The 24,777-nt window shown below is 58.6% G+C and carries 22 protein-coding genes, 1 tRNA gene and 1 pseudogene; 12 read left to right on the forward strand and 12 right to left on the reverse strand.

All coding sequences use genetic code 11. The features are described 5' to 3' along the window. Position 1: 1 nt before the first annotated feature. From CRX69_RS19820 to CRX69_RS19845, 6 genes are all read right to left on the reverse strand, one after another. Positions 2-1,576 (reverse strand): ABC transporter ATP-binding protein, encoded by a 1,575-nt coding sequence (locus tag CRX69_RS19820; RefSeq protein WP_107322666.1) that lies wholly within the window; start codon positions 1,574-1,576, stop codon positions 2-4. Positions 1,577-1,603: 27 nt separating this feature from the next. Next, positions 1,604-2,626: an ABC transporter permease gene (locus tag CRX69_RS19825; protein WP_047227850.1), complete on the reverse strand. Its 1,023-nt coding sequence runs from the start codon at positions 2,624-2,626 to the stop codon at positions 1,604-1,606. Continuing rightward, positions 2,626-3,684: a microcin C ABC transporter permease YejB gene (locus tag CRX69_RS19830; protein WP_047227851.1), complete on the reverse strand. Its 1,059-nt coding sequence runs from the start codon at positions 3,682-3,684 to the stop codon at positions 2,626-2,628. Before CRX69_RS19830 ends, CRX69_RS19825 begins: the two co-directional genes overlap by 1 nt. Next, entirely contained in the window at positions 3,684-5,552 is a 1,869-nt protein-coding gene (locus CRX69_RS19835) for an extracellular solute-binding protein (RefSeq protein WP_107322667.1), read from the reverse strand. Before CRX69_RS19835 ends, CRX69_RS19830 begins: the two co-directional genes overlap by 1 nt. A gap of 130 nt (positions 5,553-5,682) precedes the next feature. Then, complete coding sequence (locus tag CRX69_RS19840; protein WP_007898306.1) at positions 5,683-5,964, reverse strand: peptidylprolyl isomerase; 282 nt, start codon at positions 5,962-5,964, stop codon at positions 5,683-5,685. 96 nt (positions 5,965-6,060) lie between these two features. Further along, entirely contained in the window at positions 6,061-6,939 is an 879-nt protein-coding gene (locus tag CRX69_RS19845; RefSeq protein WP_047227853.1) for an esterase/lipase family protein, read from the reverse strand. Positions 6,940-7,265: 326 nt separating this feature from the next. On the opposite strand from CRX69_RS19845, the gene CRX69_RS19850 reads away from it, so the two are divergent. Beyond that, positions 7,266-8,327, forward strand: coding sequence for a hypothetical protein (locus CRX69_RS19850; protein ID WP_240539552.1), 1,062 nt, complete (start codon positions 7,266-7,268; stop codon positions 8,325-8,327). Positions 8,328-8,358: 31 nt separating this feature from the next. Here CRX69_RS19850 and CRX69_RS19855 read toward each other — a convergent pair whose 3' ends face one another. Beyond that, entirely contained in the window at positions 8,359-9,426 is a 1,068-nt protein-coding gene (locus tag CRX69_RS19855; RefSeq protein ID WP_047227855.1) for a 3-deoxy-7-phosphoheptulonate synthase, read from the reverse strand. A gap of 617 nt (positions 9,427-10,043) precedes the next feature. Between CRX69_RS19855 and CRX69_RS19860 the strand changes: the two genes are divergently transcribed. The 7 genes from CRX69_RS19860 (at position 10,044) to CRX69_RS19890 (ending at position 16,654) form a co-directional block, all read left to right on the forward strand. Continuing rightward, entirely contained in the window at positions 10,044-10,802 is a 759-nt protein-coding gene (locus CRX69_RS19860) for a carbon-nitrogen hydrolase family protein (protein ID WP_107322668.1), read from the forward strand. Positions 10,803-10,812: 10 nt separating this feature from the next. Continuing rightward, the gene (locus tag CRX69_RS19865) at positions 10,813-11,247 is read left to right on the forward strand and encodes a GNAT family N-acetyltransferase (RefSeq protein WP_107322669.1); all 435 of its coding nucleotides are present in this window, start codon (positions 10,813-10,815) and stop codon (positions 11,245-11,247) included. Between the two features lie 127 nt (positions 11,248-11,374). After that, the gene (gacA, locus tag CRX69_RS19870; protein ID WP_024781217.1) at positions 11,375-12,016 is read left to right on the forward strand and encodes a response regulator transcription factor GacA; all 642 of its coding nucleotides are present in this window, start codon (positions 11,375-11,377) and stop codon (positions 12,014-12,016) included. Positions 12,017-12,018: 2 nt separating this feature from the next. Continuing rightward, entirely contained in the window at positions 12,019-13,842 is a 1,824-nt protein-coding gene (gene uvrC, locus CRX69_RS19875; RefSeq protein ID WP_047227858.1) for an excinuclease ABC subunit UvrC, read from the forward strand. Positions 13,843-13,874: 32 nt separating this feature from the next. Beyond that, positions 13,875-14,435 carry a CDP-diacylglycerol--glycerol-3-phosphate 3-phosphatidyltransferase gene (gene pgsA / locus CRX69_RS19880; protein WP_047227859.1) on the forward strand — a complete coding sequence of 187 codons (561 nt, stop codon included), beginning with the start codon at positions 13,875-13,877 and terminating at the stop codon, positions 14,433-14,435. Positions 14,436-14,498: 63 nt separating this feature from the next. Further along, positions 14,499-14,574: transfer RNA gene (locus tag CRX69_RS19885), tRNA-Gly, on the forward strand. Between the two features lie 235 nt (positions 14,575-14,809). Continuing rightward, complete coding sequence (locus tag CRX69_RS19890; protein ID WP_240539553.1) at positions 14,810-16,654, forward strand: tyrosine-type recombinase/integrase; 1,845 nt, start codon at positions 14,810-14,812, stop codon at positions 16,652-16,654. Positions 16,655-17,357: 703 nt separating this feature from the next. Here the strand turns inward: CRX69_RS19890 and CRX69_RS19895 are convergent. Both CRX69_RS19895 and CRX69_RS19900 read right to left on the reverse strand, forming a co-directional pair. Continuing rightward, a complete protein-coding gene (locus CRX69_RS19895) occupies positions 17,358-18,182 on the reverse strand; it encodes an oxidoreductase (RefSeq protein ID WP_107322670.1) in 825 nt (274 codons plus the stop codon). Between the two features lie 370 nt (positions 18,183-18,552). Beyond that, complete coding sequence (locus tag CRX69_RS19900) at positions 18,553-19,278, reverse strand: TetR/AcrR family transcriptional regulator (RefSeq protein ID WP_218277729.1); 726 nt, start codon at positions 19,276-19,278, stop codon at positions 18,553-18,555. Positions 19,279-19,369: 91 nt separating this feature from the next. Here CRX69_RS19900 and CRX69_RS19905 point away from each other — a divergent pair. The 4 genes and pseudogenes from CRX69_RS19905 to CRX69_RS19920 all read left to right on the forward strand — a co-directional run. After that, positions 19,370-19,639: pseudogene (locus CRX69_RS19905) on the forward strand (MMPL family transporter); the annotation flags it as partial. 7 nt (positions 19,640-19,646) lie between these two features. Further along, a complete protein-coding gene (locus tag CRX69_RS19910) occupies positions 19,647-20,138 on the forward strand; it encodes a DUF1097 domain-containing protein (protein WP_218277730.1) in 492 nt (163 codons plus the stop codon). Between the two features lie 322 nt (positions 20,139-20,460). Beyond that, on the forward strand, positions 20,461-21,711 hold the full coding sequence (locus CRX69_RS19915; RefSeq protein ID WP_107322671.1) for an alpha/beta hydrolase: 1,251 nt from the start codon (positions 20,461-20,463) through the stop codon (positions 21,709-21,711). Continuing rightward, positions 21,708-22,625 (forward strand): NADP-dependent oxidoreductase, encoded by a 918-nt coding sequence (locus tag CRX69_RS19920; protein WP_107322672.1) that lies wholly within the window; start codon positions 21,708-21,710, stop codon positions 22,623-22,625. Before CRX69_RS19915 ends, CRX69_RS19920 begins: the two co-directional genes overlap by 4 nt. Before the next feature lie 96 nt (positions 22,626-22,721). On the opposite strand, the gene CRX69_RS19925 is transcribed toward CRX69_RS19920, so the two are convergent. The 3 genes from CRX69_RS19925 to CRX69_RS19935 are packed head-to-tail and all read right to left on the reverse strand — an operon-like array spanning position 22,722 to position 24,774. Further along, positions 22,722-23,159, reverse strand: a complete 438-nt coding sequence (locus CRX69_RS19925) for a hypothetical protein (protein ID WP_107322673.1) — start codon at positions 23,157-23,159, stop codon at positions 22,722-22,724. Positions 23,160-23,169: 10 nt separating this feature from the next. Next, positions 23,170-24,003, reverse strand: a complete 834-nt coding sequence (locus CRX69_RS19930; RefSeq protein ID WP_107322674.1) for an enoyl-CoA hydratase/isomerase family protein — start codon at positions 24,001-24,003, stop codon at positions 23,170-23,172. Positions 24,004-24,039: 36 nt separating this feature from the next. After that, positions 24,040-24,774 (reverse strand): nitroreductase family protein, encoded by a 735-nt coding sequence (locus CRX69_RS19935; protein ID WP_107322675.1) that lies wholly within the window; start codon positions 24,772-24,774, stop codon positions 24,040-24,042. Between the last annotated feature and the right edge of the window lie 3 nt (positions 24,775-24,777).

The following is a 24,777-nucleotide window of genomic DNA, read 5'->3' on the forward strand; positions in this document are numbered from 1 at the left end:
ATTACTGCGGCTGCGCCGCCGCCAACAGCTCCTTGGTGTAGGGATGCTGGGGCGAGTCGAACACTTCATGGCTGGCGCCGTGCTCCACCACTTTACCGTCCTTGATCACGATCATGTCGTGGGCCAGGGCGCGGACCACCGCCAGGTCATGGCTGATGAACAGGTAAGTCAGGCCATGCTTTTCCTGAAGCTGGCGGAGCAGGGCGACCACTTGCTTTTGCACGGTGCGGTCCAGGGCTGAGGTCGGTTCGTCCAGCAGAATCAGGGCCGGCTTGAGCACCAGCGCCCGGGCGATGGCGATGCGTTGGCGCTGGCCACCGGAGAATTCGTGGGGGTAGCGGTGGCGGCTCTGCGGGTCGAGGCCGACTTCCTGCAGCGCCTGGATCACCTGCGCTTCACACTGCTCGGAACTGGACGAGCTGTGGACCTCAAGGCCTTCACTGATGATCTGCTGCACCGACATGCGAGGGCTGAGGCTGCCGAACGGGTCCTGGAACACCACCTGCATCTGCTTGCGCCACGGTCGCAGGTCTTTCTGCGACAGATGATCGAGGGCTTGTCCCTGGAAGTGGATGCTGCCTTCGGATTCGATCAATCGCAGGATCGCCTGGCCGAGGGTGGATTTGCCGGAACCGGATTCACCGACGATGCCCAGGGTCTTGCCGCGCTGGATCGTCAAGCTGATGCCGTCCACGGCGCGCAGGTATTCCTTGCGCCGGAACAGCCCGCCGCCCAGGGCAAAGCTGACGCGCAGATCCTGCACTTGCAAGACGTCTTCGCGTTCGTCACGGGGCAGGGCTTCGCCTTCCGGTTCGGCGTGCAGCAACTCGCAGCTGTAGGGATGCTTCGGCGCGCTGAAGAGCGTTTCGCACGGCGCCTGTTCGACGATTTCCCCGGCCTTCATCACGCACACCCGTTGCGCGATGCTGCGCACCAGGTTCAGGTCGTGGCTGATCAGCAGCAGTGACATGCCGAGTCGTTGCTGCAGGGACTTGAGCAGCAGCAGAATCTTGCGCTGCACCGTCACGTCGAGCGCGGTGGTCGGTTCGTCGGCAATCAACAGTTCCGGTTCGCAGGCCAGGGCCATGGCAATCATCACCCGCTGTCGTTGGCCGCCGGAGAGTTGATGCGGGTAGGCTTTGAGGCGTTCGGTGGGTTTCTGGATGCCCACCAGGGCCAGCAACTCCAGAATGCGCTGGCGCGCGGCCTTGCCGCCCAGGCCCTTGTGCAGCATGAGGGTTTCGCCAATCTGCTTTTCGACGCTGTGCAGCGGGTTCAGCGAGGTCATGGGCTCCTGGAAGATCATCGCGATCCGGTCCCCGCGCAGTTCGCGCAGGACCCTGGCCTCGGCGCCCACCAGTTCCTGGCCGCGATAGCGGATGCTGCCGGTGGTAAGGTTGCCGGTTTGCGGCAGCAGTTGCAGGATCGAATGGGCCGTTACCGACTTGCCGGAGCCTGACTCGCCCACCAGGGCCAGGCATTCGCCGGGGCGGATATCCAGGCACAGGTTGCGCACCACGGTTTGGTCGTTGAAGGCCACGCTCAAGTCGCGGATTTCGATCAGGTTGTCGCTCATCTCAGGGTTCCGCTTCATGGCCGTGGATCAGGATCGGGGGTCGAATGCATCGCGCAACGCCTCGCCAATGAACACCAGCAGAGAAAGAATCAGCGCCAGGGTGAAGAACGCCGTCAGGCCCAGCCACGGCGCTTGCAGGTTCTGTTTGCCCTGGCCGATCAACTCGCCCAGCGACGCGCTGCCCGCCGGCATGCCGAAGCCGAGGAAGTCCAGGGCGGTGAGGGTGGAAATCGCCCCGGTGAGGATGAACGGCAGATAACTCAGGGTGGCGTTCATCGCGTTGGGCAGGATATGCCGCACGATCACCTTGCGGTCGGACAGGCCCAGGGCTCTGGCGGCCTTGACGTATTCAAGGTTGCGCCCGCGCAGGAACTCGGCGCGCACCACATCCACCAGGGCCAGCCAGGAAAACAGCGCCATGATTCCCAGCAGCCACCAGAAATTCGGCTCGACAAAGCCGGACAGAATGATCAGCAGATAGAGCACCGGCAGCCCGGACCAGACCTCCAGCAGGCGTTGCCCCAGCAGGTCCACCCAGCCGCCGTAATACCCCTGCAAGGCACCGGCGCTGATGCCGATCAGCGCGCTGATGGCCGTCAGGGCCAGGGCGAACAGAATCGACACCCGTGCCCCGAAGATCACCCGGGCCAGCACGTCCCGGGCCTGATCATCAGTGCCCAGCCAGTTCACCGACGAGGGCGGGCTTGGGGTCGGCTGGTTCAGGTCGTAGTTGGGCGTGTCGTCGCTGAACGGGATCGGCGGGAACAACAGCCAGCCGCCGTCCTTGTGGATCAGATCCTGCACGTAGCTGCTGCGGTAATCGGCCTGGAACGGCAACTGCCCGCCAAACTCCTGTTCGGTGTAGCGCTTGAACACCGGGAAATACAGCGACCCCTGGTAACTCACCAGCAACGGCTTGTCGTTGGCGATCAATTCGCCGCCCAGGGTCAGCATGAACAGGCCGATGAACAGCCACAGCGACCACCAACCCCGGCGATTCTTCTTGAAACGCTCAAAACGCCGGCGGCCCAAGGGTGACAACTTGAACATCAGGCGTTCCTCGCGGCGAAGTCGATACGCGGGTCCACCAGGGTGTAGCACAGGTCGCCGATGAGTTTGATCAGCAAGCCGAACAGCGTGAAGATGAACAGCGAACCGAACACCACCGGATAGTCCCGGGACACCGCGGCTTCATAGCTCATGCGTCCCAGGCCATCGAGGGAGAAGATCACCTCGATCAGCAAGGAGCCGGCGAAAAACACGCTGATGAACGCCTGGGGAATCCCTGACACCACCAGCAGCATCGCATTGCGGAACACATGGCCATACAGCACGCGTCGTTCGCTCATACCCTTGGCTCGCGCGGTGACCACGTACTGGCGGGTGATTTCGTTGAGGAACGAGTTCTTGGTCAGGATCGTCAAGGTGGCGAAACCGCCAATCACCAGCGAAGTGACCGGCAGGACCAGGTGCCAGAAATAATCGGTGATCTTGCCCAGTGTCGACAGCGACTCGAAGTTGTCAGACACCAGCCCGCGCACCGGAAACCAGTTCAACGACGTGCCGCCGGCAAACATCACGATCAGGAACATGGCGAACAGAAATGCCGGCATGGCGTAGCCGATGATGATCGCCGTGCTGCTCCACACATCGAAGGCCGAGCCATGGCGCACCGCCTTGCGGATGCCCAGGGGAATCGACACCAGGTAGGTGATCAGCGTGGCCCAGAGCCCGAGGGAAATGGTCACCGGCATCTTCTCCAGGATCAGGTCGGTCACCGTGGCGCCGCGAAAGAAACTCTTGCCGAAGTCCAGTCGGGCGTAGCTGCTGAGCATCAACCACAAACGCTCATGGGCCGGTTTGTCGAAGCCGTATTGTTTTTCGATGTCCTTGATCAGCTGTGGATCGAGGCCGCGACTGGCTCGCGAACTGCCGGTCATGGCAGTGCCCGAACTGCCGACGCTGGCGCCGCCGATGCCTTGCAGTTGGGCGATGGCCTGTTCCACCGGCCCGCCCGGAGCGGCCTGCACGATGACGAAGTTCACCAACAGGATGATGACCAGCGTCGGAATGATCAGCAGCAAGCGCCGCGCGATATAGGCCCACATCAATGCCGCCCTCCAGGGGAGCCGCGTTTGAGGCGTTCGGCGGCCATTTGCTCGTTGGTCAGCGGTGTGGTGCTCATTTCCCACCAGCTCTCGATGGCTTCGTCATTGCTGGCCTGCACTTTGGGTCTGCCAAAGCGGTTCCACCAGACGGTCGAACTGCCCGGCGGGTAGTAGTTGGGGATCCAGTAGTAATTCCATTGCAGCACCCGGTCGAGGGCGTGGGCATGGCGGAGCATGTCGCGCTGGGTGGTGGCTTTGACCAGCCCGTCGATCAGGGCATCGACGGCCGGATTCTGCAAGGCCATGTAATTGTTGGCGCCCGGATCGTTGGCCGCCGCCGAGCCGAAATAGTTGTAGAGCTCCATGCCCGGCGAAGTGCTGACGGGATAGCCGGTGATGATCATGTCGTAGTCGCGACTCATCAGGCGATTGACGTATTGGGAGGCGTCGATGCGCCGGATGCTCATGTCGATGCCGATCTGTGCCAGGGTGCGCTTGTAGGGCAGCAACAGCCGGTCGAGGCCGTTCTGGCTGATCAGGAACGTGAAGCTCAGCGCTTCCCCCTCGGCATTGACCAGGCGGTCGCCGTCGGGTTTCCAGCCGGCCTGTTGCAGCAGCGCCAGGGCTTGCAGTTGTTTGTCACGGATCACGCCGCTGCCGTCGGTTTTCGGTGCGTGGAAGACCTGGCTGAAGACTTCCTCTGGGACTTTGCCGCGCAACGGCTCGAGAATCGCCAGTTCGTCGGCATCGGGCAGTTGCCGGGCGGCCAGGTCGGTGTTGGAGAAAAAACTCTGCTGGCGCACATAGAGGTTGCGCATCATCTGGCGGTTGCTCCACTCGAAATCCCAGAGCATGGCCAGGGCTTGGCGGACACGCCGATCCTGGAACTGCGGTTTTTGCAGGTTGAACACGAAGCCTTGGGCCGTTTGGGGAGCCTCGGTGGCCAGGTGGGCCTTTTGCAGGCGACCGTCATGCAGGGCCGGGCTGTCATAGCCGATGGAATAACCGGTGGCGGAGAACTCGCGATTGTAGTCATAAGCGCCGCCACGCAAGACCTGCCGCGCCACATCGGTATCGCCGAAATACTCGATGCTGAAATGGTCGAAATTGTAGAGCCCGCGACTGACCGGCAGGTCCTTGCCCCACCAGTCGGGGTTGCGCTCGAAGGTGATGCTGCGTCCCGAGTCGATCCGGCCCACCCGATAGGGGCCACTGCCCAGCGGGGCTTCGTAGCCACCTCCACTGGCAAAGTCGCGGGTTTTCCACCAGTGCTCGGGAAAGACCGGCAGTGTGGCGATGTCCAGAGGCAGGGTACGGTTTTCGTTGTTCTTGAAGTCGAAGCGAACGGTGCGCTCGGATTCCACTTCGACGCCTTTGACGGCGGCGAACTGGGTGCGATACCGCAGGCTGCCCTGGGTCATCAACAGCTCGAAGGTGTAGCGCACGTCTTCGGCGGTGATGGGCTTGCCATCGGCAAACCGGGCCTTGGGATTGAGGTAGAAGCGCAAGGACAGGCCATCGTCGGCGCGTTCCATCTTCTGCGCCACCAGGCCATAGACGGTGTAGGGCTCGTCCAGCGAGCGCTGAGCGAGCGGCGAATACAGCATTCCGTCGATCTGGCTGACGCCGATGCCTTTGTCGATGTAGGGCAGGACGTGGTCGAAATGGCCGATCTCGATGGCCGAGCGGCGCATGGTGCCGCCTTTGGGGGCCTGGGGATTGGTATAGGCGAAGTGGCTGAAGCCCTGGGGGTACTTGGCCGGTTCGCCATACACCGTCAGGGCATGTTGCGGTGTGGCATCCACACCGGCGGCACCTGTCAGCAGGACCACGGCAGTGAACAGCAGTGAAGGGAACGCCAGTCGCATTGTCAGCCTTAAAGCCGGGTGATAGATGACCACGATTTGTACGCGAGCTACGCCTTGATCGCTAGCCCCTTGGCCTGACACAAACACAACGGCCCACCGAAGGGCGGGCCGTTATGTCGATAAGCCGGGATCAGTCCTGGCGGCTGGTCACTTCCAGCAGGTGATAGCCGAACTGGGTCTTGACCGGACCCTGCACCACATTGATCGGGGCGCTGAATACCACGGTGTCGAATTCCTTGACCATCTGGCCTGGACCGAACGAACCCAGATCGCCGCCCTGACGGCTGGACGGGCACGAGGAGTTGGCTTTGGCAACTTCAGCGAAATCGGCGCCGGCTTCGATCTGAGCCTTGAGTTCGTTGCACTTCTCTTCGCTGGAAACCAGGATGTGGCGGGCAGTGGCTTTGGCCATGGGTAAAATTCCTTTCAATAGCTTTAAAGGTGTTGAGCCTACCGGAATCACTGACCGGTTGTTGTCAAAAATGCGTCAAAACCTTGAGTCTGTCGATCAAAGGCCGGCTTTGCGCAGGCGTTCGGCGTGGCGCACGTAAAGCTCCACCGGGTCTGTACCCTTGCGGCTGCAACCGGCTGTCTGGTTGATGGCGTCCATGTGGTCCAGTGGATAGTCAGAGCGAATGACCTTGCCCAGGTGCGAGCTGAAGCGTCCCACCAGGCCGTCGTTCTGCCCGGCTTCGGTGATGAAATACTCGGAAAAGGCCCGGCAGAAACCCTGCAGTGGGTCCATCGCATTGCACGCTCCGTTCTCGGAGTCCGGCAACGTGCCGCTCCATGAGTAGTAGCGCACCCCGTTGACCCTTTGTGCTCCGTTGCCGCCCCAGTGTTTGGGCAGGCCTTGGGGGTATTTGTCATTGAACGCGCCTACGCCTTCGGTGGTCAGCGCCGCCAGTGCTGCGATGGCCGCGTGTGGCAGTTGCGCCTGGCCGCCCAGCAGCGAGATGAAGTCAGCAAAAAGCGTGGCGACTTTATCCGCCACATGCTCTGGCAGGCGCCCCGGGGTCAGGGCTTTGTAGAGGAAATCAATCAGTTCGGAGCCATGATTCGGGCCGCTGACCGAGGTCACCGAGGCCACCCTGTCGGGGGCAACAGCGCCGGCGTATCGGGCGGCCAGCGCGCCCTGGCTGTGACCGATCAGGTTGACCCTGGTGGCGCCGGTGCCGCTCAGGATCCGATCGATCTGTGCCAGCAGTTGTTCACCACGGGCTTCATTGGAATGTGTCGCTGACAAATAGGGGATGAACACCCGGGCACCGGCGGCGCGTAATGCCTGTTTGATCCCGTGGAAGAGTTCGAAGCCGCCGACCCTGTCAAACCCGAACAACCCATGGACCAGCAGGATGGGAAATTGAGTGGTTGCATTCCGTTGCATGTTCGTACCTTTTTCGAAGAGGTTCCTGTTGAATTCGCGACGTCACTCTAATGCAGGCTTGTGCTGGACGGTGTAGGAAGAAACCGCAGTGCTCTGCTGAAAACGGAATAGAAGAAGTGGGAAGGGTCGGACTGGAGCCGGACGGATCTGAGCGTATCGGGATACTTCCGATTGCCCTTGGCGCTTGCGGCTACAACTTCACCGGCACCAGGCCACTCCCGTGGTCGTCTTGTCTGACTGTGGGTTTGGGACGGTCGAGGTTTAATGGCTTCATCGGGTGCCGCGATATGAACGCGGTGCCTTTATCCAAGGACTGGAGCCTATGTATGACCACTTACCCATCTGCCCCGCGAGCCCGGCTCGCACCCCTGACGAAATTGCCGGTCCCGTTTCTGGCAGCGGCCACGGCAGGGGTGATCAACCCCGCTTGGCGCAAGGTCGTCATCACCGTCAAGCCATATCCAATGATGACGTGCGGAGATGAGGTGCTGCTGTTCTGGCACGGACTCAATTCAGACGCCGAACCCTATCGGCATGAAGTGCGAAGGTTCATCACTGAGCGACATGTGGGGCGAGATGTCGTTTTTGTTGTGCGCGAGCCGCATATCGCCGAGCTGGACGGCGGCTCGCTGGAGATCAGCTACCAAGTGACGAGCAAACGGCTGCCGGCCACGCTGGTCTCCCAGCCTTTGCAACTGGATATCGGCGATGTTTCCTTGCAACTGCCGGCCGCCGTTGCCAACGATGCCGTGGGCGGCAGCCTGGACCCGGCGCGGGTGCCCGAAGGAACGTGCGTGACCATCAAACCCTATTCCAGAATGGCCGTCGGCGACCGGTTGATCCTGATTGCCAGCAACGACTCCAAGGCCGTTTGGCGCGATGTGCTGGATATCGAGGCTCATGCCGTCGGCCGCGAGGTAGCGTTCTGGATCGATCATTCGCTGATTGCCCCTCATGAGGGTCAAAGCCTGAGCCTGACCTATGTCGTCCGGCGCGGACATTCGGTGCGTCGCGCCGAGCCCCTGTCGTTGCACCTGGGGCCTTTGCGACGTCCTGCTCTGAAAGCGCCGCGGATTGCGGGATTGAACGCGGGCGGGCTGGATGTCGACGGGTTACAGGAAGGGGTGAGTGTCGTCATCGACGATGCCGGGCTTGAGGCTGGCGAGCTGGTCTGGCTGCAGTGCAACGGCAGTTACGCGCATGTCGCCGAGCGCGAAATCACCGCGGCGACGGCAGGTCAAGCGCTGACCTTTGTAGTGCCTGCGGCGTTCTGGCAGGACCAGTGCGGCAGATCGGTGCACTTGTTTTATCAGGTCGAGCGCCTGGACGATGTGAGCCAGCATTCGGAGTGGGTCACCGTCCAGGTTCGCTCCGAGACAAAAAGCTGAGCGCCCTCGCTGGGGAGGGCGCTTTCAGGATTCAGGCCGACACCAGTTGACGATGGGCCTGACGCAGCAGTTGCTCGGTGGTCGCCCAACCCAGGCAGCCATCGGTCACCGATACGCCGTAACGCAGCGACGGGCCCAACGACTGGCAACCTTCGAACAGGTGGCTTTCCAGCATCATGCCGATGAGGGAGTGGTTTCCTTGCAGGCGCTGTTCCAGGACGTCGTTGAACACCTGAGGCTGGCGCAACGGATCTTTGCCGCTGTTGGCGTGGCTGCAATCCACCATGATCCGGGCCGGTATTTTCAGGCGGGTCAGGTCATTGTGTATCTGTGTGACGCTCTGGCGGTCATAGTTCGGCCCGCGATGGCCGCCGCGCAGCACCAGATGAGTGTCGGGGTTGCCCTGGGTCTGGATGATCGCCGGATGCCCCTGGCTGTCGACGCCGAAATGCCGATGAGGATGGGCTGCCGAGCGCATGGCATCGCAGGCGATGCCAACACCGCCGTCCGTGCCGTTCTTGAAGCCGACCGGCATGCCCAGGCCGCTGGCCATTTCCCGGTGGATCTGCGATTCGGTGGTACGCGCGCCGATGGCGACCCAACTGAGCAGGTCATCGAAGTAGTTGGCGGCCATGGGTTGCAGCAGTTCGGTGGCCACAGGCAGGCCCAACTGGAGCATTTCGCGCATCAGTTCCCGGGACAGCGTCAGGCCGCCGGCCATGTCATCGCTGCCATCCAGGCCAGGGTCGTAAGCGAGGCCTTTCCAGCCTACCGTCGTGCGGGGTTTTTCCACGTAGGCGCGCATCACCAGCAGCATGCTGTCGCTGACTTCATGGGCCACGCGCGCCAGGTTGGCAGCGTATTCGAGGGCCGATTTCGGGTCGTGGATGGAGCAGGGGCCGACAATGACCAGCAGGCGGGAGTCCTCGCCGTCGAGGATCGCGCGGATTGCCTGACGATGGGCATTGACCTGTTGGCTCAGCGCCAAGCTGAGGGGCAATTGTTGCTTGAGTTGCAATGAGCTGGGCAGACGCAGGGTCAGGGCTTCATTGGCGGGGTTGAGCGTGGACAGCGGCAAAGCAGAGACGGACGAATTCATGATCTGGTTTCCTGGGCGGGCAGCGGGTTCATTCCCGCGCGCCGGCCCTATTGGGGTGTTCGACAATTGGCCGTATTGGCCCGCAACTGAGGCTTGCCACCGGTAGGTGACCGATCGGAGGCGGCAGGCTGTCCCGAGCGGTGGCTGGTAAATCGCCAGGCGGAAAAACTGTCGTAACGGTAATAAGTGGCGTAGTTCATGGCTCAATCCTCAAGTTTGTCTGGTGTCGCAAAAATGTGTGGGGCTGAAAAAACAAAACCCCCGGTCGGGAGGCCGACCGGGGGTTAGAAAACTCTGGAAGGCGACCCGTTTAAATTGGGCGCCGGTTGGGTATCAGGCGCGCCAGTGGCTAAACCAATACCCAAAATAAAAGCTGACCGGAGTCTGAACACTGTTCGCCCAGGCAGCCGCAACCGAGCGCTGGGCGCTGGCGGTTTGAAGCGATGCGAGGGCGTTGAACATGGTCTGTCTCCGATGAATGGCCCTGAGCTTACTAGAGCAGGGCGGGCCGGTTCAATCAGAAAATTCTATCGTGGGCATGTGATTGTTCATCCTGGCTTGAGTCCGGTGGGCTTTATGACAAACTTTGGGCTTGCACCTTCTTTCAAGGAAGATCCATGACCGCTCTAACCTTCGCCGCGGCCCAGTCGATTTCCATCCCCGGGGACGTTCACGCCAATCTCATCCACCATCAGCGCTTCATGCAGGCCGCTGCTGAACAGCATGTGCAATTGCTGGTGTTTCCTGAGTTGTCGCTCACTGGTTACGAACGGGGCTTGGCTGCGGAACTGGCCATCTTGCCGGAGGATGGAATATTGCAACCACTGCGTGAGCTGGCGCGCGAGCTTGGCCTGACCGCAGTGGTTGGCGTGCCGCTCCGCCTGGAGGCAAACGCACCGGTATTGATCGGTGCGCTGGTCCTCGGCGCCGACGGATCCCTCGGGGTTTACACCAAACAGCATTTGCATCCCGGCGAAGAAGTTGCCTTCGCCCCTGGTCATGGCGGCTCGATGCTGGCGATGGGCTCGGATCACATCGCATTGGCGGTATGTGCCGATTTTTCCCATGCCCGCCATGCTGCGGCCGCAGCCGAGCAGGGCGCTACGCTATATGCGGCTGGCGTTTTGATTACGGAGGGCGGCTACCTGCCCGATACGACGTTATTACAAGGTTATGCCAAGCAACATGCCATGGCGGTTCTAATGGCCAATCATGGTGACGCCACCGGTGGTTGGGAGTCGGCCGGTCGCAGCGCCGTCTGGGGCCCGGACGGTTCACTGATTGCGGCAGCACCAGGCAGGGGTGATCTGTTGGTGATCGCTCGCCGCACCACCGATGGTTGGGCTGGGCAAGTCTTGCCGGTGACCACGCTTTGAAGAGGTACACATGAATTTCCAGTGGCGTGCGGCAACGGCCGAGGACATCGCCTTTGCCCGGCAACTGACGTGCATCAACATGCTTCCCTATTACTTGCACCATGATTTGTTATGGCAGGACGAAGCATTCGATCTGGCCTGGATCATTCGTCAGAACTGGATCATCTGCCGCGAGGGGCAAGCGTTGGGTTTTGTCAGCCTCAGTCGTGATGCCCGGGCGTTGTATATCCGGGAGCTACAGATTGCCGAGGCGTTTCGGGGGCAGGGCGCCGGCACCTGGGCGATCGGTCAGGTTTTGGACATGATGATGCAGGAGCGTCGCCCGGCGTTACGCTTGACGGTTTTCAAGAACAATCCGGCCAGGGTGCTCTACGAGCGCATGGGGCTGCAGGTGGTCGGCGAGGATGAATGTTTCCTGAGGATGGAGCGGGCCGCCAGGGCTTGAGGCCTCGGATTGCGTGCCTGTGAAAGACGCGCTGTAACTTTTATATGTCCCTTTGCGCTAGGTCTGCCGGATGGTTTTTGCTAAGGTGTTGGGCAACCCAAATAAGACCAAATCGTGAGGTGTCTGCTTGATTAGGGTGTTAGTGGTCGACGACCATGATCTCGTCCGTACGGGCATTACACGAATGCTGGCTGATATCGACGGTCTGCAGGTGGTTGGTCAGGCTGAATCCGGGGAAGAGTCCCTTATCAAGGCGCGTGAACTGAAACCCGACGTGGTACTGATGGACGTCAAGATGCCAGGCATCGGCGGTCTTGAAGCCACGCGTAAACTGCTGCGCAGCCACCCGGACATCAAGGTGGTCGCGGTGACCGTGTGTGAAGAAGATCCGTTCCCGACCCGGTTGTTGCAGGCGGGTGCTGCGGGTTACCTCACCAAGGGCGCCGGCTTGAACGAGATGGTCCAGGCCATTCGCCTGGTATTTGCCGGTCAGCGTTACATCAGCCCGCAAATTGCCCAGCAGCTGGCAATCAAGTCGTTCCAGCCGACCAATGAATCGCCCTTCGATGCGCTGTCGGAACGGGAAATCCAGATTGCCCTGATGATTGTCGGTTGCCAAAAGGTGCAGATCATCTCCGATAAGCTGTGCTTGTCGCCTAAAACCGTCAACACCTACCGTTACCGAATCTTCGAGAAGCTGTCGATCAGCAGCGATGTCGAGTTGACGCTGCTGGCGGTGCGCCACGGCATGGTCGATGCCAGCGCCTGATAATGACTGAACTGTTTGATCCAAGTGCTTTCCTGTCCACATGCAGCGGTCGCCCAGGCGTCTATCGCATGTTCGACAGCGATGCGCGTCTGCTTTACGTCGGTAAGGCCAAGAACCTCAAGAAGCGTCTGGCCAGCTACTTTCGTAAAACCGGCCTCGCGCCAAAGACCGCCGCCCTGGTGGGGCGCATCGCGCAAGTCGAAACCACCATCACCGCCAATGAAACCGAGGCCTTGCTGCTCGAGCAGACGCTGATCAAGGAATGGCGGCCGCCGTACAATATTCTGCTGCGTGATGATAAGTCCTACCCGTACGTGTTCCTGTCCGACGGGGCATTTCCGCGTCTGAGCATCCACCGCGGGGCCAAGAAGGCCAAAGGCCGGTATTTCGGCCCTTACCCCAGCGCCGGGGCGATCCGTGAAAGCCTGAGTCTGCTGCAGAAGACCTTCTTCGTTCGCCAATGCGAAGACAGCTATTACAAGAACCGTACCCGACCATGCCTGCAATATCAGATCAAACGCTGCAAGGCGCCTTGCGTCGGGTTCGTCGAACCCCAGGTCTACGCCGAAGACGTGCGCCACTCGGTGATGTTTCTTGAAGGTCGCAGCAATGCGTTGACCGACGAACTGTCGGCGGCGATGGAGGACGCGGCGGTCAATCTTGAGTTTGAGCGGGCTGCCGAGCTGCGTGACCAGATCGGGCTGCTGCGCCGCGTGCAGGATCAGCAGAGCATGGAAGGTGGCAGCGGCGACGTTGACGTGATCGCCGCGTTCATCAACCCGGGTGGCGCCTGCGTTCACCTGATCAGCGTGCGCGGCGGTCGGGTGCTGGGCAGCAAGAACTTCTTTCCCCAGGTGGGTATCGAGGAAGACGTGGCCGAAGTCATGGCGGCGTTTTTGGGCCAGTACTACATCAGCAGCCCGGAACGCGACCTGCCTGCCGAGTTGATCGTCAATGTGGTCCACGAAGACTTCCCAGCCCTGGTCGAGGCCATTGACAAGCTTCGTGGTCGTGAACTGACCATCAGCCATCGCGTGCGTGGCACCCGGGCGCGCTGGCAGCAACTGGCCGTGACCAACGCCGAACAGGCCCTTGGCGCACGCTTGGCCAACCGCCAGCATGTGGCGGCACGGTTCGACGCCTTGGCCGACGTCCTTAACCTGGACGAGCCGCCGCAGCGGCTGGAGTGCTACGACATCAGTCACTCCAGTGGCGAAGCGACCGTGGCATCTTGTGTGGTGTTTGGTCCGGAGGGCCCGATCAAGTCCGATTACCGGCGCTACAACATTGAAGGCGTTACCCCGGGCGATGATTATGCGGCGATGCATCAGGCGCTGATGCGCCGGTTCGGCAAGCTCAAGGACGGGGAGGGCAAGCTGCCGGACATCTTGCTGGTGGACGGCGGCAAAGGCCAGCTGTCCATGGCCCGCGACGTGTTGAATGAGTTGATGGTCCCCGACCTGATCCTGCTGGGCGTAGCCAAGGGCGCAACCCGCAAGGCCGGCTTCGAGACCTTGTACCTGAACGATGCGGCCCATGAGTTCACCCTGAAAGGGGATTCGCCGGCGCTGCACCTGATCCAGCAGATCCGTGACGAAGCACACCGTTTCGCCATTACCGGACACCGCGCCCGCCGGGGCAAGACCCGCCGCACATCGACGCTGGAAGGTGTGGCAGGGGTCGGGCCGACGCGACGTCGCGATCTATTGAAACATTTTGGTGGATTGCAGGAGCTGTCTCGTGCCAGCATCGAAGAGATAGCCAAAGCTCCCGGTATCAGTAAAAAGCTCGCTGAGTCGATTTATGCAAGCCTGCATAGCGAGTAGAATGCCCGTCAACCTCGCAGCCAGTTGTGCCGATGAATATCCCAAATCTGATTACCGTACTCCGCGTCCTGCTCATCCCGATCTTTATTTTGCTGTTCTATTTGCCGTACCACTGGAGCTATGTGGCCTCCGCCTCGGTCTTTGCCTTCGCCGCCGCCACCGACTGGCTGGATGGCTACCTGGCCCGACGCCTGGAGCAGAGCACGCCTTTCGGCGCCTTCCTGGACCCTGTGGCCGACAAGCTGATGGTCGCGGTCGCCCTGGTACTGCTGGTGCAGGAGCACGGCAACCTCTGGCTGACCCTGCCGGCAGCGGTGATCATCGGCCGCGAGATCGTCGTATCGGCACTGCGCGAATGGATGGCCGAACTGGGCGCCCGTGCCCAGGTGGCGGTATCGAACCTGGGCAAATGGAAAACCGCCGCGCAGATGCTGGCGCTGGTGATCCTGCTGGGCAACCCGGCCAACTTCAATTTCTGGGTGCTGTTGGGCTATGCATTGCTGCTGATCTCCGCAGGCCTGACATTGTGGTCGATGGTTCAGTACCTGCGCGCCGCCTGGCCGCATCTGCGCACTGACGTAGACCCGAAATAAAAGTTTTTTGAATCAAAGGGTTGACGGCGTAATCTGAATCTATAGAATGCGCCACACCAAGACGCGGGAATAGCTCAGTTGGTAGAGCACGACCTTGCCAAGGTCGGGGTCGCGAGTTCGAGTCTCGTTTCCCGCTCCAAATATTGCGCTACAGAGTTCCACTGAATTCTGTAAGTGATTGAAATCAGGGCCTTTAGGCCCTTTTTTCGTTCCAGCGGGAACCACTGAAATCCAGCTCCATCCAGTGCTTTTAAGTCCCGATTTAAGTCCCGAATGAGGGTCTTGGATTTGGATGTGCACTGAATCGGTTTTTTGCTGGAGCAGCTTGGATAGCGAGACGAGCATCTGGCCCTGACTCTGTTCAGGAGCTCGCTATGGCACTCTCGGATACGACCGTTCGGCAAGCCCGAATCACTGGCAATGACTACACGATAGGCGACACGGATGGGCTTGCGCTCAACGTGACCGCGCGCGGCGGGAAAATCTGGCGATTCAGATATTACTGGGCGGGCGTGCAGAAACGCATGTCTCTCGGTAGTTATCCGCAAATCAGCCTTAAAGAAGCCCGTGCCCGACGTGATGAGGCTCGCGCCTTAGTCGCCCAAGGCATCAATCCCTATGAGCATCGTAAACAGCAGCGTCGTGCTGTTCGTTTTGCGACAGAGCATACCTTTGAGGCCGTGTTCAACCAGTGGGTGGAGTTCCGAAGGCTGAGCCTGAAGGAAGGCCGCCAGAGCACGCTCTCGCAAATCTTGAGAATCTTCAATAAAGACGTCCTGCCCACACTGGGTGGACGGTCTATCTACGATATCAATCGTCATGATCTTCTGGATTTGCTAAGCAGGATCGAACAGCGCAAGGCCTTAACGACAGCCGAAAAATGTCGGACCTGGTTCAATCAATTGTTCCGCTATGCGCTGGTGAAGATCGAGGGGCTGGAACATAACCCGGCTTCTGATCTCGACGTTGTTGCGCTCCCCAAGCCGCCTGTTACGCACAATCCATTTCTCCGAATGGACGAGCTCCCTGCATTGATGGCAGCTCTTCGAAACTACAGCGGTGCCAACCAAACTCAGCTTTGCCTTCGATTGTTGCTGCTGACCGGTGCCCGCACGGGCGAGCTGCGCTTGGCGACACCCGACCAGTTCGATCTGGATAAGCGGTTATGGATCATACCGGCGGAGGTGGTGAAGCAACTTCAGTTAGCGATGCGGAAGCCCGGTAAGCAGATCTCAAACATACCGCCCTACATTGTGCCGCTATCGGTTCAGGCGCTTGAAATAGTGCGGTGCATGCTGGACCAAGTGGTTCCTGCGCAACGTTACTTGTTTGCGCATCGGAGCGACCTGAGCAAGCGCATCAGTGAGAACACGCTGAATGGCGCGCTACGCCGGATGGGGTACGCGGATCAGCTCACCGGTCATGGGATGAGGGCGACGATCTCGACTGCGCTGAACGAGATTGGATATCCAAAGGTATGGGTGGACGCTCAGCTTTCTCATGCAGATCCGGACAAGGTGAGTGCGGCCTACAACCACGCGGAATACGTGGAGCAGCGCCGGACCATGATGCAGGACTGGGCAAATCGTCTGGATCTGTGGGGGCAGGGCCAGCTGAAAGCGGCAAGCTCTCCACTTACCATCCGTTTGGAAGGGGCCGCTTCGCTGCCGTCGCTTGAAAACGCGATCGCAAATTCCATTCATTTCAACGGCACCTTTCCAGTGGCAGCGGTCTCGGTATCCAAGGCTTCGGTTAGCGACGAACCGGCTCTTGTCGTGTCGCACCAGTCGCCTGTCGTACCTCTTTCGGTCCCGACTGAAAAGCTGCATAAATCTATCGTGTCTGACATCCAGCGCGAACGCGTCGAAATGCTTGCCATTTATGAGGCCGCTAGTAATTTGCCGTTACTGGTTTTCGCTAAACTGGCTGGCAAATCTCGTGATCAGATCAACCGCGATATCAAGGCTCGGCGCCTTCTGTCCCTCAGCTTGGGGAATCGCGGTCAACGCATTCCCGATTGGCAGCTAGATCCATTGCGTCACAAGTTGGTGCTTGCTGCGTTAGCGCGGTTTCCGGATGTCGACCTTGCTGTTAGTCTTCAGCAGAGAATGGATGTATTCCTTCTCCAATCCGACTGCCTCAAGGTCACTAAGCAGCTTTTGATACGCTATTTCAAGATTCTTCACTTGGAGTTGAAAGGCGTCCCGATCCGCTTGTAGCGCGAGGAAGGTTCCTAGACTGACTTTTCCGTGAGCGTCTCTGTCTGATTCAAACAAAAAGGCTGGCTTCTGATCGGGATAATAAATTTGTATCCAGCGACGTAAATCGGAATGACGTATCGTTAGCTGATAGGGCTCCACGTAACTTCCACTGGGAACCGAAATTCCGAGGCATCCGTAAGGCAGTTCTCCATTACGTATTGCGTCGTAGATCTTTTCTGTGGCTGCGTGTAAACACGGCCACTGTGGAAATCGGTAGATAAGCTCCTCTGGACAAGACCACGCAGCTTCGACTATTTGTGCTTCGTAACGGGTAAGATTGCACCACCGCAACGCTGCGTCGATTGGGCGGTAAAAGGTTCTGGAATGTGGATTACAAATATAAGAAGACATAATAGCGATGGACCTCCATATCCTAATGGATAGGCCTCTTGCCGGATACCTGTATACGAACCTACTGATGGCAGTGGTTGTTTACTCGGATTTTTTAACTCGGTGAGGTCATCCATTCGTCTATTGCTTGAAAATTATTTTCATCTATTTTCTCAAGAACCTAACGATAGTACTCAAGGAGTCTGACCTGAAAGAAGCTGGTTTAAGGCTTAATGAAGGGCAGCATCTGAATCAGCAGAAGGTGTGCGCTGCAAGCTCAGACTCCATTCGACCAGTTAATGGGGCATTTAATCTCTCGTGATTATGTGTCTCAGCGCGGGTCGACATTCTTTTGGACGATACTGTCGAGCGTAGCAACATGCTCCGACGACAATGATATTTCAGCTGCGGAAAAGTTCTCCCGAAGGTGAGCCATGGACGTCGTTCCGGCGATAACTAGGATGTTAGGTGATCGTTGTAGCAGCCAAGCCAGAGCAACCTGTTTGGGGCCTGCGCCTACGTCGTTCGCAACGCTTGAGAGCAGATCGGACTGTAGCGGAGAGAACCCACCGAGTGGGAAGAACGGCACGTAAGCCACTCCTTTCGAGGCCAAAGTGTCAATAAAACTATCATCGGTACGGTGCACCAGGTTGTACTGGTTCTGTACGCAGACGATGTTCGCCAATGATTCCGCTTCATGGAACTGAGCAGCCGACACGTTGCTGAGGCCGATATGTCGGATAAGTCCCTTTCGTTGTAGCTCTACCAGGGTTCCCAGCGACTCGGCCACAGAGTTGTCATCCGGCCCGTGCGGACCACCTAAGCGCAGGTTGACTACATCAAGTGCATCCACACCAAGATTGGCGAGGTTTTCATGCACTGCACGGTGAAGTCCTTCGGGCGTACGATCTACCTGCCATGAGCCATCTTCCCCGCGTATAAAGCCAACCTTGGTGGCGATCACTAGGTCGGCCGGATAGGGCGAGAGCGCTTCGCGGATCAACTGATTTGAAACGTGTGGACCGTAAAAGTCGGCAGTGTCGATATGATTTGCGCCGAGGGCAAGCACCTCGCGGAGAACGGCGAGTGCTGAATCTTTGTCCCGCGGCGGCCCCCACACGTGTGGTCCCGGCAGTTGCATGGTGCCATAGCCCATACGCTTAAGCGTCAACTAGGTGTTTGGAAGGGTGAACGTGCCGCCGAGACTGTTTGTTGTTGTCATGGTTTTTCCTCTTGAAGAGATTTGTGTGTCGGGAATGGGAAGCAGTGAAGCTGCCCATGCTTGGGCGGAACTTGGGAATCTCGTCCAGCTTCTGCGCCACAGGAACTTCTTTCGTAACTCTGCCTGGTGTCTGCGGGTGACACGCTGGCGGCCCGCTGCACAAACCAGGCTTTCCTCTGGAACACCTGGTGTAGTGCTGTCCCATAACCACGCATGCAACCCTGGCTGCTGTTCGATGAAGGACATTTGCGTCTCAGTCAGCTGGAATCTTCCTCGCGTGCGACCGCAACTGTCGTGACGTAGGCTACTCGTTTGGGTTGCTGGAACTGCGAGGTAGCGCCGATCGCGCAGTCGCGCCATAGAGAAAGGTATTGACTGCACTCATGACAATCTTGTCGATCGCTGTATCCGATAACGGGGGTTGGACCAGACCGACAATCGCACGCAACTTCACATCGCTAGATGTCATGCTCATGAACTGCTCTGCCAGAACAGCGGGCGAGATATCTGGATTGAGCTTGCTTGTGGGGCTTGCCTGATGTGCTGCGATCCACACCGCTAGCTTGTCCAGAATCTTCAAGTAGCTGGCCGCAAGCATCGCTTGGGCGACCTCCGGGAAGCGACGGCCTTCGTTGGTAAGCAGCCTATGTACAGCCAGCGTTTGAGGCGACAGCGCAGTGCGCACCAACTGACGACCGAAAGCAGGTAATACTTCCTCTATCTCGAGTCCTTCGATTTTGAGTTCATCCAGCGGCTTCGCCATTTCTGTGGATACGTGCAACATCGCGGCCTTGAACAGCCCTTCTTTTCCACCGAAGTAGTCGTAAACATTGCGGCGTGAGCCACCTACGCGAGCAATGAGGTTATCGACAGCCACGGCGTCGAATCCGTTTTCCAAAAACTGTTCCGCTGCTACAGCGATCAGTTCTTGTACTCTTTGGGCCCCTTTAATCGTTCGGTGGGCTGGGGCTTTCGGTGGAACCATCATAGAGTGCGTACTTCGTTCAAATAAGGTCAGGTACAGTACCATACCATAACAGACCATTTCGCCTTGGCAAATACTTTAGGGCACGAGTGCTTCTTTGCTGGCGTAATGCCATTAAAAGCCGGTTTTTACCCCGCTGGCCCATCTGCGCCAAGGCGCAAGCCTGTCAAACGCGTACTACATCGCTTTGCTTTCAACCGGCAAGGTAGTTGTACCCACCGGCGTAACCCTCGGCGTGGCAGTGGCCACCTGGGTTCTATCACCAATCAAGTTCCAGGCGGACATGGGGATCCTGCTGGCCTTCATGTTTATCTGGAACATGCTCGGCGCGCTGATCCTGACCCCGGCATTGGCCCGGTTGCTGTTCCCAGCGTCGGCCATCCCCCTGAAACCTGCCACGAGGTAATACAGCCATGCGTCATACCCTTCGGTTGAATACGCTCAAGGCGATACTGGGAGAGTCTGTCCTGGCCTGCGTTGCCGCAACTCTTTGTGTTCTGCTCAGGATTCCAGTCTCAGCCATGTTTATCGGTTGGATTGCCTTCTTCACCAGAGGCATCACGGCCCGCGACGGTTTGATAAACCTCGGATGTATGCTGATCGGCCTGGCGATCGGCATCGCCAGCGAACTGTTGGCGCCGCACTTGGGGGCGTTGACTATCACCCCGGTAGCACTGCTGGTTACCGTGGTGGTGTTGTCATTACGCGGCTTACCAGTGTTCAACAATTTGTTAAGTCTGTTCCTGGGCGTGGTGTCCTTTTTTGCCTCGCACCTGGCTACCACGCTGGCGACCTTTCTGGAGTTGTCCTTGGCCTGCGCCTTGGGAGTTCTTGCGGGGCTGCTGGCAAGCAGGGTGCAAAGACATTGGGGCCAAGCCAAACATCCTGATATGCCTATGTCCTGAGGATCGCCCTGGGTGTGTTGCGCGAATACTTCCTTTTAGAAATAGGTGTGGTATTGTACCGTACCAAATTAATCGGGAGCTGGGGTTATGTCTGCAGAACCGGTGGAGGTTCTTAATGCTCACCGCTCCGCGAAAGGCGTGCAGCGGACACAAGGCCTGACGGTGGTGGCAACGCAGCCTTTTTTAGAGCGAGGTTTCCAAGTCATTTTGAGGGACGATTTCGTTGTCCGTGTCGTCAACTCGTGGCGCGCCATTTGGGTAGCTGGAAGTCGACGAGATCGCCCTCAATGCGGTTCGTGCAACAAAGCGCGGCGTAACGCAGATGAATAACGCGACTCTTCGATGCTTCTTCGAACACAAAGCCACTTCACGCTGGCTTTATTCTCTTGTGGTGTTGCTGTGCTCGAGTCTGGCCGGAGCCCATACTTTGGCCGAGGTGAGAGTGGGTGATCCGCCAGATTTTGCTACTTATCAACTCGAAACCCGAGCGCAGTTGCGCTTACAGCGCAACTTCCAGACGCACGAGCCGCTGAATGAGTTGCGGTGGAACTCCCCAGGGGAATGGCGCCCTCCCACAGGTATCCGGCCAAGCAAAGGCATTCTGCTTGTTCATGGCTTGGGCGATTCGCCATGGTCGTTTCACGACTTGGCACCTGTTCTCGCAGCCCAAGGCTTTTTGGTGCGCACCGTGCTCTTGCCGGGGCATGGGACTCGCCCCGAGGACTTGCTTAAAGTTGACCTCAAGCAGTGGCAGCGCGTCGTGAACGAGCAAGCGCAAGTGCTTCGACGCGATGTCGAGCATGTGTACTTGGGCGGATTTTCCACAGGGGCCAATCTAGTGCTCGAATACGCCTACGACAATCCTCAAATAGCCGGCTTAGTGCTGTTCTCACCCGCTTTCCGTGCTTCCAGTCGGTTGGAGTGGCTGGCACCGCTGACTGCTTGGCTACGTCCCTGGATCGTGTCCCCCGACGGGCTGCGTCCGATGCAAAACAGTGTCCGTTATCTCAATATGCCCACCAACGGGTTTGCGCAATTCCATAACAGCAGCCTTAAGGCTCAACGGCTCTTGAATGAGCACTTTTACGATAAGCCAGTATTCATGGCCGTTGCGCAGCACGATTCGGTGCTCGATACGAACTATCTGCTCGAGATGTTCCAGTTCCGCTTCACGCATCCAGCCAGTCGGTTGGTCTGGTATGGCGAGGAGACACTGGGTGTGTACGACCGCAGACGTGTCTTGGTGCGCGAAGATTATTTGCCAACATTGCGGATCAGCCAGTTTTCACACATGGGCCTGCTGTTCGCGCCTGGAAACCCGCAGTATGGCGAGCGAGGCATTTTACGTATTTGTTTAAACGGACAGCCATCCAATGCCACCCGAGCCTGCGAACAAGGCGCGCTGACCTGGTACTCGGATTGGGGGTATCGCGAGGAAGGTAAGGTTCATGCCCGCTTGACCTTCAATCCCTATTTCGATTGGCAGGCTTCGGTCCTGGCAACCGTGCTCGACGAACTTCCCATCAACTCTGACGTTGAATCAACGCCTTCCTCCCAAGAGAGTCATCCATGAAATCCATCCGTATTCATACGTATAACGACAAGCCTGTCGCAGAACAGATCCCGACCCCTGCTGTAGCGAAGGATCAGGTACTGGTGCAGGTGCAGGCAACCGCACTCAATCCTCTGGATGCGCTGGTGGTATCAGGTGTGGCGGCCCAGTTCTTCGCCATTTCCCTGCCGCTCACGTTGGGGACCGATTTTGCCGGCGTCATCGAGAAGGTGGGTTCCGAGGTCAGTCAATGGCGCGTTGGGGATCGGATCATTGCCTGCGCCGATGCCAGCACGTGCGGCGGCCTGGCCGAGTTTGCCGCCGTGCCCGCCAGTGCCTGCGTAGCATTGCCGCAAAGCATGTCTGCTATTGAAGGTGCGGCTATCCCTATCGCGGCGCTTACAGCCTGGCATTCCTTGTTTTCTTCCGCTCGCTTGAAAGCAGGGGAGACCGTTTTGATCCACGCAGGTGCAGGTGGAGTAGGAACTTTTGCCGTGCAGTTTGCGAAGAAGGCAGGCGCTCGGGTAATTGCCACGGCTTCGGGGGATGGCCTTGAGCTCGCTCGTCGTCTCGGTGCGGACGAAGTGCTGGATTACACATCAGTAGACTTCACTTCGGTCGTTCACAACGTGGATGTTGTTCTGGACTTGGTCGGTGGTGAGACGCAACAGCGCTCCTTCGAAGTGCTGCGCAAGGGCGGGAGACTTGTATCCACAGCCATGCCACCAGACGCTCACATGGCTGAATCCTGTGGTGTGACGGCGAGCATGTTCTATGCGGCGCAGTATGCCTCTCAACTGGATAAGCTGGTCTCGTCGATAGTCGAGCAGGGCGTTGAGGTTGTGATTGACCGCGTGGTGCCGTTTGACGCATTCGATGATGCTTGGGAACGATTGGTTTCAGGTCGGGCAAGGGGCAAGATTATCGTGCAGTGAGTCAGGGCGACAGAGACTTTGCGTGATTGGTCCCGCTGCACAAAGCAACCTGCAGCGGGGCTTCCTGAAATGGTCGTCATAACGCCCAGCAGATGATCAGCGAAGCACCATCAGATAGACACCACAGGCTAGTGCCACCAGACCTGCGGGAATAGCTGTCACAGAAATGATGTCGATCTGGCGAGATTGGCGAATGACATCGGGTAAGTTGTCCTTTTCGGCTGCGGTGCGTCGCTTCAACACGGGTATCAGACACAGCATATTTCCGAGGACAGCGCTGCCTCCGGCAACGACTTTCAACGCGTAGATGCCATCGAAGCGTGTCGGTTCGATGAGCAACAGACCGGTGACAAGTACTACGGCGAAGGCCGGCATTTCGAAGAGCAGATCAATCTGCCGGTGCAAGCGGGCAACGGTGAAACCCTGATTCCGACTCTGCGCTCGGGTGCGCTCAAGCAGGTACTCGACCGCTACGATGCCCAGCCAGAAAGCGACGGCGAAAAGGTGCAATTGCAACAACAATTCGAAATGCATAGTCCAACCCTCAGTCTCTGACCAATCCAGGGGTCTTCACTGGCGCATCCCTTCGTCTGTCGGGATGATCACGTTCAAGAAAGCGGCGTAACCCTTCGCGGGTTTCCGGTTGATGAATAGAGTGATTGAAACACTGGGCCTCGATACGCAGGCCCTCAGCCAAAGGAAGGCCATACCCCCTGACTGCGGCCTCTTTGTCGGCACGCATGGCAGGTTGCGGCAACGTGCAGAGGAATTGGGCTAGCTCCATCGCTCGCATCAACGAGTGCCCTGTAGGTACGACCTCATTGGCCAGACCGATGGCCAGTGCTTCTGCGGCGGTGATAACTTTGCCCGTGAGGATCAGCTCCATCGCCCGGCCCATCCCCACGATGCGTGGCAAGCGCTGACTTCCGCCGTCGGCGAGCCCGATGTTCCACCGTCGACACGTAACGCCAAAGGAGGCATGTTCTTCGGCAATGCGCATGTCGGCGAAGCATGCCCATTCCAGCCCGCCAGCGTAGGCTGCACCGTTTACTGCGGCGATGACCGGTTTGTAGATATCGGTCCAGCGGCTGGGCCCGAGAACGCCGGGGCGTTCGCCGCGGTTGTGGGCCGCAATCTCGCTCGGGCTGGTGGGCACCAGATCGAAGCCTGCTTCAAGGTCACCACCGGCACAGAATGCTTTTTCACCGGTACCGGTAATGATGGCGACCAGAGCACTGGGGTCATCTCGAAACTTTGTCCAGGCTTCCACCAGTTCCAAGTGAGTAGTCGGCCCGATGCAGTTGCGCTTTTCCGGGCGGTTGAAGCGAATGATCCTTATCGCGCCGTGTGCTTCGTATTCGATTTCCGTAAAGGCCATAACGGGTAATCCTCTTGGTGTTTTTTCAGCTGCTGATCAAAGCCAAGTCACGTTTTGCTCGAGTGGAAAACGTAATCGGGGATTTCGGATCGCGTGCACTCCCGGTAACCCCACGGCTAGTAGCATGATGGGAATTGCTTCTTTGGGCAGAGGTAGAATCTTCTTCAAACGCTTCTCATCGAAGCCTTCCATGGGACAGGTGCTGTAACCGTGGCTCTGAAAGGCGAGCATGAGATTCTGTGCCGCCAGCGCTGTCGATTTCACGGCCCATAGCCGCATTTGCATCAGGCTATTGGGGGTGCGCATGACGGGGCGCTTGTAACCGAGCACCCTGACCATCTGGCGTTTGATAAATCCCCGCCAGCCCATCCAGCCCTGGTTGTACTGGAAAGGAGCCGTTTCCTTGTAGAACCGATCGATCACCCTGGGTACTGCGGCTTCAGGCCATAACTTGAGCACATCGGCACAGGCCGATCTCCAAGTGTCCGGCCGTGCCAACACCGCGATGATCAAGGGGGCCCTCGCGGCACTTTGCCCAAGGCATACCTGTTGCAACTGTTGAAGACGTGCTGGATCGCGCACAACCTGGAAAGACCAAGGTTGCAGGTTGCACGAACTGGGTGCCAAAGCCGCGAGCTCCAGGCAATCTCGTATGATTGTTTCAGGAACGGCTTCTGCGGCGAACTGGCGAGCAGCTCGCCGGCTCTCAACCAGGGAGCGAAATGTTGTCGCGGATTCTGAAAACTCCGAATGGGATGCCAAGGGGTTCATTTT

Origin of the sequence: Pseudomonas rhizophila, from assembly GCF_003033885.1 — a bacterium.
Taxonomy (GTDB): Bacteria; Pseudomonadota; Gammaproteobacteria; order Pseudomonadales; family Pseudomonadaceae; genus Aquipseudomonas; species Aquipseudomonas rhizophila.